We start from the raw sequence: 8036 nt of genomic DNA on the forward strand, positions 1-8036 counted from the left end.
AGGTGGCTCCGCCACATGACCCTTCACACCGCACGCCGATCGCACGCACCGAACGCCGCTCCTTCCTCCGCGGAGATCCACCAGAAGGGCCCTAGCTACGGGGAACGATCTCCGTGAGTCGTTCGTCACAGTGGCGGGGAGATCGTCATGGGGTGTGGCACAGGGGGGAAGTCCGAGTTCCGACGAGGTCTGTCGTTTTGCGCTTGATCGTGGCACGATCCCCCGAGCGTCCGTAAGTTACTGACGGTAAATCAGCTTTGGGGGACGGGGTATGGGTACGGGCAAGCGCGGTCTGCTCGCGACTGCCGTGACCGTGGTGTGCGCGGTCACCGTGCTGGCGGCACCGGGTACCGCCTTCGCCGACCCCGGTCCGACTCCCTCGGCCTCCGCTCCTTCGGCCTCCGCCCCCGCGGCGAACCACGACCTCGAGGCGGTTCGCGAGAAGCTCGATCGGCTTTATCACGACGCCGCCGTGGCCACGGATGCCTACAACGCGGCTGAGGAGCAGACCCAGAAGCAGTCCGCCGCGATCGTGGACCTGGCGAAGAAGATCGTTCAGGGGCAGAAGAGGCTCAACGAGTTGAAGGAGCGGGCCGGGGCCGCCGCCGCCGCTCAGTACCGGACCGGTGGGATGCCGGACGAGGCGCAGTTGCTGCTGAGCGATGACCCGCAGGAGTTTCTGGACGGCGCGGGGACCCTGCTGCAGGGGCAGCGGGCCACCAAGGGGCTGATCGCGGAACTCACGCGGACCCAGCAGGACTTGCGGCAGTACGCGGCCGACGCCTCCGCGCAGTGGAACAAGCTGGAGGCCAATCGCAAGGCCAAGGACACCGCCCGGAAGAAGATCAAGGAACAGATCTCCGAAGCCGAGAAGCTTCAGGACCAGTTGGAGAAGGCGGAGAAGGAGCGGCTCGCCGAGCTGGAGCGCGAGGCCGCGCTCAAGGCGCAGACCGCCTGGCTGGACTCCGGGATTCTGGACGAGATCCGGGGGAACGCTTCCGAACAGGGCAAGAAGGCCGTCGCGTTCGCCACCGGCCAGATCGGGAAGCCCTATGAGTGGGGTGCCGAGGGGCCCAAGTCGTACGACTGCTCGGGGTTGACCTCTCAGGCCTGGCTGGATGCCGGGCGGCCCATTCCGCGTACCTCGCAGGAGCAGTGGAAGCAGCTCAAGCATGTCGACATCAAGGACATGCGCCCCGGGGATCTGATCGTGTACTTCGGCGACGCCAGTCATGTCGCCATGTACATCGGTGACGGGGCCATCGTGCACGCGCCTCGGCCGGGGCGGACCGTGACCATCGCGGGGGCCGGGTCCATGCCGATTCTCGGTGTGGTGCGGCCGGATGCCTGAGAGCCCTGTCATGTGACGCAGGGCACGCGGTAGGGATTTCAAACGCTCCGCAGACGTGACCTTCGTCATCCTGGCTGATGGGGCACCCTGTCCAACTGCGGTACGGAACGCGGCATATGACAGTGGCCGGTGTGCGGGCGACGTGGCTCACACCATTCCGCTCGCCCGCCGACTACCGCTATGGTCCCCGTCGGTGGTCCGAGGTCCCTCGCACCGCCGTGCCCTCGGGGGGAGGGAAGGAACTCAACACGATGCCCGTACCCATACCGCGGCAACGAGCGATCCCGGCCGCGGAGAGTGGTCAGGCGCCGGCCGCACACCGAGGCGGCACCTCCAAGGACCAGACCCCGAGCAAGGAAGCCAAGGTCGACAACAACGCCGCCACCGCTCCGCTGACGCTGCTGCTGATCGAGGACGATCCCGGCGGCTCCACCGTCGTACCCGAACTCCGGGACTCGGCCGGCACGCCGATCCGTGTCCGCACCGCGCGCAACCTCACCGAGGCCGGGCGGCTGCTGACGGACGACGTGCACTGCATTCTTCTCGACCTCGCGCTGTCGGCCCCGGGCCACGGCGACGACGCGGACGAGCTCGCCGTGCTCAAGCATGTGCTGGAGCTCGCGCCGCGCCACGCCGTGCTCGCACTCACCGCCTCCGGGGACGCCGAGCGCGGTGCGGAAGCGGTGCGGGTGGGAGCGCAGGACTATCTGTTCCGGGACGAGCTGGATGCGCGGCTGCTGAGCCGGGCGATCCGGTACGCCGTCGAGAGGAAACGTTCCGACACGGCCGAGCGGCGGCTGGCCGAAGGGCGGCTGCGGGCTCAGGAGAACCGGCGGCTGGAGCGCGGGCTGCTGCCCACACCGCTGCTGGAGGGCTCACCGCTGCGGTTCGCCGCGCGCTATCGGCCGGGACGGTCGCGGGCGCTGCTCGGCGGGGACTTCTACGACGTCGTACGGACTCCTGACGGCACCGTGCACGCCATGATCGGTGATGTGTGCGGGCATGGGCCGGACGAGGCCGCGCTCGGGGTGGAGCTGCGGATCGCCTGGCGGGCGCTGACCCTGGCCGGGTTGTGCGGGGACGAGCTGCTCGGGACCCTGCAGCAGGTGCTGGAGCACGAGCGCGCCGACGACGAGATCTTCGCGACGCTGTGCACCGTGGACATCTCTCCGGACGGGCGCCGGGCCGGGCTGTGTCTCGCCGGGCATCCCTCGCCGTTGATCGCCCGGCCGGGGCGGCCCGCCGAGCTGCTGCCGTACGACAACAACGGGCCCGCGCTGGGGCTGCTGCCCGGGGCCCGGTGGCCTCGGATGCAGGTGGAGCTGGGGCGGGAGTGGAGCCTGATGCTCTACACCGACGGGCTGATCGAGGGCCGCGTCGGGGTGGGGCGGCTGGAGCGCTTGGGCCAGGACGGGATGGTGGAGCTCGTGCGGCGGCTGCTGTCCCGGGGGTTGGGCGGCGAGGCCCTGTTGCGGGCCGCGGTGAGTGAGGTGCGGGAGCTCAACGGGGGTGAGCTGACCGATGACGTCGCGGTGCTGCTGTTGGACCGGGTGCCGTGAGGTCGTCGGCGAAGGTCAGCGGCCGCCGTTCCACGGGCCGTAAGGGCCGTCGCTGCTGCTGCCGCCTCCTCTGCGGCGGCCGAAGCCTCCGCCTGAGACCTGCTTGAGGGCCGGGCGGACGTCCACGAAGAAGACGATCGAGGCGACCAGGCCGGCGAGCTGGAGGAAGAGCATCGGGATCAGCAGGTTCACCGCGACCGCGATGCCGAGGATGATCAGCCAGAAGCCCTTGTTCTGCTTGTCGGCGGCGCGGTAGGCGTCGTCCCGGAAGAGTGCGGCCATGACCAGCGCCACCACGGCGAGGACCAGCATGGCGAGGTAGAGCAACCACATCAGACCTGCGAAGCCCTGCATCAGCACAACGTCCACCACCAGACTCGGCTTGTTCCTACGCGGTCACCGTACCCGTTCAGGCGTTCCCGCTACACAGGGAACGGGCCGGGCACCGTGAGAGTGCCCGGCCCGTTCCTGATCACCCGTTCGTGTTACTTGGCGGGCGGGGTGGTCTTCTTGGCCGTGGTCTTGCGGGCGGCCGGGGCCTTCTTGGCGGGAGCCGGCTTCTTGGTCGGGGCGGGGGCGGCCTTGGCCTCGGCGGGCTTGGGGGCCTCCTCCTTGACCTCGACCGGCTCGGCGTTCGGCTCGACGGCGATGGCGAGTTCCTCGATCTCCTCGGCCGCCTCGCCGCGCCAGGTCTTCACGGCCTGCTCACCGTGCTCGGCGACCTTCTCGTAGGTCTCACGGGCCTTGACGGCGTACTCGGCGGCGACGCCGACACCGCGCAGCGCGAAGTCCTGGGCGGACTCGCCGAGCTTCTTCAGGTCGGCGTCGAGGGTCGAGCCGAGCTTCTTGATGTCACCGTCGAGGGTCGCCAGGAAGTCGGTGACCTTGGCCTGGAGGGACTCCTGGGTCTCCTTGACGCGGGCCTGCGCCTCCTTGGCACGGGCCTGGGCCTTCTCCTGGACGGCCTTCGGGTCGGTGTTGCGCACGGCGTCGATACGGGCCGGGGCCTCGGCGCGCAGCTGCTCCACGATGCCGGGCACCTTCTTGGCCTGCTGCAGGGCCAGGTCGGCGGTGCCGGCGGCGAAGTAGAGCGGCGTCGGGTCGCTGAGGGTCTTGCGGAGGTCGTCGGTGATGGCCATGGTGATGGTCCTCCCGGGTTGCTTCGGGCTGAGGGTTTTGGTCGCCCTGAGTTTTTTGGTCGCTTTGAGGGTTTTGTTTACCGCAGCCGTCGCCCTGCTCGGCGATCAGCCGGTGGGCTGCTGCGGGTCGTGCGGTGCGGCGTCGCTGCCGTCGGACGTGCGGGTGTCGCTCGTACGGGTGTCGCGCGCGGTGGCCTCGCGCCGGCCGGCTGCGCGGGTCCCGGAGGCCGCCGTGCCGGTCTTGGAGACCTTGCGGGGACGCCGTACGACGGTGTCGTCCCCGTCGGTGTCCACCGTGCCGTCCCCCGACTCGACGGCCTCGACGACCGCCGCGTTGGTCCGGGCGGCGTCGCCGTCCTCGTCCGCCGAATCCGTCCCGAAGCCGTTCTCCTTGCGGAACGACTCGTAGATCTGGAGCAGCACCTGCTTCTGCCGCTCGTTCAGCGTGGGGTCGGCGAGGATGGCGGCGCGGGTCTCCACCTCGTCCCGGTCCCGCTCGGCGTCGAGAATGCCGGCACGGACGTACAGCGTCTCGGCGGAGATCCGCAGGGCCTTGGCGACCTGCTGCAACACCTCCGCGCTCGGCTTGCGCAGCCCGCGCTCGATCTGGCTGAGATACGGGTTGGACACCCCGGCGGCGTCGGCGAGCTGCCGCAGGGACAGCTGCGCGTTGCGCCGCTGTTCGCGCAGGTAGTCACCGAGATTGCCGACGTTGAGCGATGCCATGCCTTCACTGTGCACCATCGTCGCTAACTATTGCAAGCAGGTGCTTGCAAAAGTGCGCCACGCCACTGGGTGGTTGGCGCGCGACGGTGGCGGGGAGGGTTGGGCCATGCGCCCCGAGGACTGGCAACTCACCTATGACGTCGACGACTTCCTCGCCCGAGCCGGGGACTTCCTGCGCTCGCGGCCCGGCCCGCACGTCATGCAGCTGACGTGGGCCGAACGAGTGCGCGCGCGGGGCGTGGCGGCGTTCGGCGCCGAGGCGGCCGTCTTCGGTGTGCTGGAGCAGGCGGGTGAAGTCCGCGGCACGTTCTACCGCTTGCTGCCCCGCGGCCTCGGTCTCTCCCCGCTCACGCCCGAGCAGGCCGAGGCCCTCGCGGCCCGCCTGGCGGCCCTCGGCCACTCCGTTCCCTCCGTCAGCGCGGACCACGCCACCGCCACCGCTTTCGCCGAGGCCTGGCAGCGGCACACGGGCGCGACACCGGCTCGCAGCGACACACAGGTCCGGCTGTACGGCCTCGGCACGCTCACCCCGCCCGATCCGATGCCGGCGGGACGGAGCCGCCTCCTGGGCGAGGAGGACGTGGCGGAGGCCGTGTTCTGGTGCGGGCAGTTCGCCGAGGCGGTCGGGGAGGACGTCACCGTCGACGCCGGCACCTGGGCGCACACCCGCTTCGCCGACAAGCGCTACATCCTCTGGGAGACCCCGGACGGCACCCCCGTCTCCGTCGCGGGCATGAACCCGGTGATCGGCGGCCAGGTCCAGGTGGACGTCGTCTACACCCCGTCCGCGCTGCGCGGCCACGGCTACGCCGGCGCCGCCACGACCGAGGCCACCCGGGCCGCACTGGCCGCGGGCGCGAAGGACGTCGTCCTCTTCGCCGACCGCTCCAACCCCACCAGCAACGCCCTCTACCAACGCCTCGGCTATCGCACACTCGCCGACTGGGCGCTCTACGACCTCTCGGGCCCGGCACGGGCCGTCGGCTGAGGACCGACGGCCGCCCCCTCCCCCCTACTCCCGCTTCTCCCCCTACTCCCGCTTCTCCTCCCGCAGCCACGCCTCCACCGTCGCGAAGTCCTCCTCCGTGAGGCCGTGCCGGTGATCGACCCGGTGGAGGAGTGCGGGGGCCGGGTGCCGGTCGGCCACCCAGGCGCGGTCGGCGGCCGTGATCTCGTCGTCGACCCACACGAAGGGGCGGCCGTCGGCCCACGCCACCAGCGGCCGGGTCTTCCAGTGCAGCGGCGCGGGGAGTTCGTCCTCGTCCGGCCAGTCCACCAGCGGGAGCCGCGGAAGCCCCAGCCAGGGCGCGACGCACACGTTCGCGTCGTCCAGCCAGGTCGTCGCCCACACCAGCTCGCAGCCCAGCGCCGTCAGCCGCGGCCCGAGGCCGGGGTCGATCCGGCTCAGCAGCGGATGGGCGTCCGCGACCTGCGGCGACGCGAAACGCGGAGCGTACGAGGGGTACGGCCGCGTCGCCCCGAACGGCAGCAGCGTCCCGTCGATGTCCAGAAAGAGGAGCACACCGCCAGGATCGGCGAAGGAGCGGCGCCCCGAAACCCGGAATTCGCGGGCGCCGGCCAGAGGCAGAGCGCCTGGCCCACGGGCGGCCGTTCCCCCTCCGTCGGTCAGAAGGGCAACGGCCGCCCGTGCACCACCTCCAGCCGCGACACCGCCCGCGTCAGCACGACGTACAGCCGGTGCAGCCCGCGCGGCTCCGCCTCCGCGATCGCGGCCGGCTCGACGGCGACGACATGGTCGTACTCGAGCCCCTTGACGAGCCTCGCCGGTACGAGGGTGACGCGGGCGCCCAGCTCGTCCGCCCCGGCGACCGCGATCCCGGCACCCACGAGCGCCGCCCGCACCCCGTCCACCTCCGCGTCGGCGGCGACCACCCCCACGGACCCTTCGCCACCGAGCGCATCCCGTACGGCCTCCACGACCGCGCCCAGCACCTCCCCACCCGCCTGACGCACCCTCAACTCCCCATCCCCGCGCAGCGACCGCCCCACCGGCACATCGACGTCCAGGCGTTCCAGCAACCGGTTGGCGAGGGTGACGACGGCTGCGGGCACCCGGAAGCCGACGGTGAGCGGCACCACGGCCGCGTCCGGTTTGCCCAGGTGGCGGAGGGTGACGTCCCAGGAATGGGCGGCCCAGGGAGTGGTCCCCTGTGCCAGGTCCCCCAGGACGGTGAGCGATCCGAAGGGCGCGCGCCGCGCGATGGCCCGGCACTCCATCGGGGAGAGGTCCTGCGCCTCGTCGACGACGACATGGCCGTATCCCCCGGGGTGTTCGATCAACCCCGCGACCTCGTCGAGCAGGACCAGGTCGGCGGCCGACCAGCGGGCCGACTTCCATGACCGCGGCGGCCTGGCCCACAGCAGGGCCTGTTGTTCGTCCGCCTCCAGCAGCCCTTCGGCCGCCGCTTCCAACGCCTCGGGGTCGGTGAGCAGTTGGGCCACGACCTCCTCCGGCCGCACCCGCGGCCACACAGCGTCGAGGAACTCCGTGATCACCCGGGCCCGGGACACCGTCCGCACCCAGGCGTTCGACTGCGCCCCGGCCCGCCGTTCGGCCTGCAGCTGCAGGGCCCGTACCACCCGCGACCGCACCCGCTCCCGTCCGACGCCGTACGGCGGCTCCTCGGCCCGCACGCCCGCCACGATCCGCCCCAGCTCCTCCGCCCGCACCCGCCACCAGTACGAACCGTCCTTGACGGCAAGGGAGTCGAAGCGCCCGCGACCTACCCGTGCGTACAGCGCCCGACGCACCACCTCGGCCATCCGGGCGTCGTGCTTGACGGAGGCGGCCAGCATGTCGTCCGTCCCCTTCACCGGCTGCCGCGCGATCTCCTCCCCCAGGGTCGACTGCCGTACACCGGTCTCCCCGAGGGCGGGCAGCACCTCGGAGATGTACGACAGGAAGGTGCGGTTGGGTCCGAGGATCAGCAGTCCACCGCGGCGGATGCGCTGCGGGTGGGTGTAGAGGAGGTAGGCGGCCCGGTGCAGCCCGACGGCGGTCTTCCCGGTCCCCGGCGCCCCCTGCACACACACCGACAGCCCCAGGTCTCCTCGTACGAGATCGTCCTGCTCGGGCTGGATGGTCGCCGCGATGTCCCGCATCGGCCCGACCCGGGGCCGTTCGATCTCCCGGGCGACAAGGTCGCTGACGCGTAAATAGATGCAGGTCAGGGTGGGGGCGGGCAGCACTGGATACCCGGTGGTCGTGGGGTCGGCGGGTGTATGGACCGCCGGTCAGGC

Annotated in this window: 8 protein-coding genes; 3 read left to right on the forward strand and 5 right to left on the reverse strand. The window is 71.3% G+C overall.

Translation table 11 applies throughout. The features are described from left to right. Positions 1 to 271 precede the first annotated feature (271 nt). Together ABZT17_RS44380 and ABZT17_RS44385 are read left to right on the forward strand one after the other, a co-directional pair. Positions 272 to 1351 (forward strand): NlpC/P60 family protein, encoded by a 1080-nt coding sequence (locus tag ABZT17_RS44380; RefSeq protein ID WP_356357876.1) that lies wholly within the window; start codon positions 272 to 274, stop codon positions 1349 to 1351. 251 nt (positions 1352 to 1602) lie between these two features. Next, on the forward strand, positions 1603 to 2910 hold the full coding sequence (locus tag ABZT17_RS44385; protein ID WP_356357877.1) for a SpoIIE family protein phosphatase: 1308 nt from the start codon (positions 1603 to 1605) through the stop codon (positions 2908 to 2910). A 15-nt stretch (positions 2911 to 2925) separates the two neighbouring features. Here ABZT17_RS44385 and ABZT17_RS44390 read toward each other — a convergent pair whose 3' ends face one another. From ABZT17_RS44390 to ABZT17_RS44400, 3 genes are all read right to left on the reverse strand, one after another. Then, positions 2926 to 3270, reverse strand: a complete 345-nt coding sequence (locus tag ABZT17_RS44390; protein ID WP_356357883.1) for a DUF2516 family protein — start codon at positions 3268 to 3270, stop codon at positions 2926 to 2928. Between the two features lie 125 nt (positions 3271 to 3395). Beyond that, positions 3396 to 4049, reverse strand: coding sequence for a hypothetical protein (locus ABZT17_RS44395; RefSeq protein ID WP_356357878.1), 654 nt, complete (start codon positions 4047 to 4049; stop codon positions 3396 to 3398). 105 nt (positions 4050 to 4154) lie between these two features. After that, a complete protein-coding gene (locus ABZT17_RS44400) occupies positions 4155 to 4775 on the reverse strand; it encodes a helix-turn-helix transcriptional regulator (protein ID WP_356357879.1) in 621 nt (206 codons plus the stop codon). A gap of 106 nt (positions 4776 to 4881) precedes the next feature. Here ABZT17_RS44400 and ABZT17_RS44405 point away from each other — a divergent pair, with 106 nt between their 5' ends. Next, on the forward strand, positions 4882 to 5763 hold the full coding sequence (locus ABZT17_RS44405; protein WP_356357880.1) for a GNAT family N-acetyltransferase: 882 nt from the start codon (positions 4882 to 4884) through the stop codon (positions 5761 to 5763). 42 nt (positions 5764 to 5805) lie between these two features. Here ABZT17_RS44405 and ABZT17_RS44410 read toward each other — a convergent pair whose 3' ends face one another. Both ABZT17_RS44410 and ABZT17_RS44415 read right to left on the reverse strand, forming a co-directional pair. Further along, positions 5806 to 6297: an HAD domain-containing protein gene (locus tag ABZT17_RS44410; RefSeq protein WP_356357881.1), complete on the reverse strand. Its 492-nt coding sequence runs from the start codon at positions 6295 to 6297 to the stop codon at positions 5806 to 5808. A 104-nt stretch (positions 6298 to 6401) separates the two neighbouring features. Then, complete coding sequence (locus ABZT17_RS44415; protein ID WP_356357882.1) at positions 6402 to 7985, reverse strand: AAA family ATPase; 1584 nt, start codon at positions 7983 to 7985, stop codon at positions 6402 to 6404. Positions 7986 to 8036: the final 51 nt, after the last annotated feature.

The sequence above is a fragment of the Streptomyces sp. NPDC005648 genome (genome assembly GCF_040605395.1).
Taxonomy (GTDB): domain Bacteria; phylum Actinomycetota; class Actinomycetes; order Streptomycetales; family Streptomycetaceae; genus Streptomyces.

Excerpts from the sequence above, each read along its gene's own strand:
- ABZT17_RS44380 (WP_356357876.1), top strand. The coding sequence starts at position 272 with ATGGGTACGGGCAAGCGCGGTCTGCTCGCGACTGCCGTGACCGTGGTG.
- ABZT17_RS44385 (WP_356357877.1), top strand. The coding sequence starts at position 1,603 with ATGCCCGTACCCATACCGCGGCAACGAGCGATCCCGGCCGCGGAGAGT.
- ABZT17_RS44395 (WP_356357878.1), bottom strand. The coding sequence starts at position 4,049 with ATGGCCATCACCGACGACCTCCGCAAGACCCTCAGCGACCCGACGCCG.
- ABZT17_RS44400 (WP_356357879.1), bottom strand. The coding sequence starts at position 4,775 with ATGGCATCGCTCAACGTCGGCAATCTCGGTGACTACCTGCGCGAACAG.
- ABZT17_RS44405 (WP_356357880.1), top strand. The coding sequence starts at position 4,882 with ATGCGCCCCGAGGACTGGCAACTCACCTATGACGTCGACGACTTCCTC.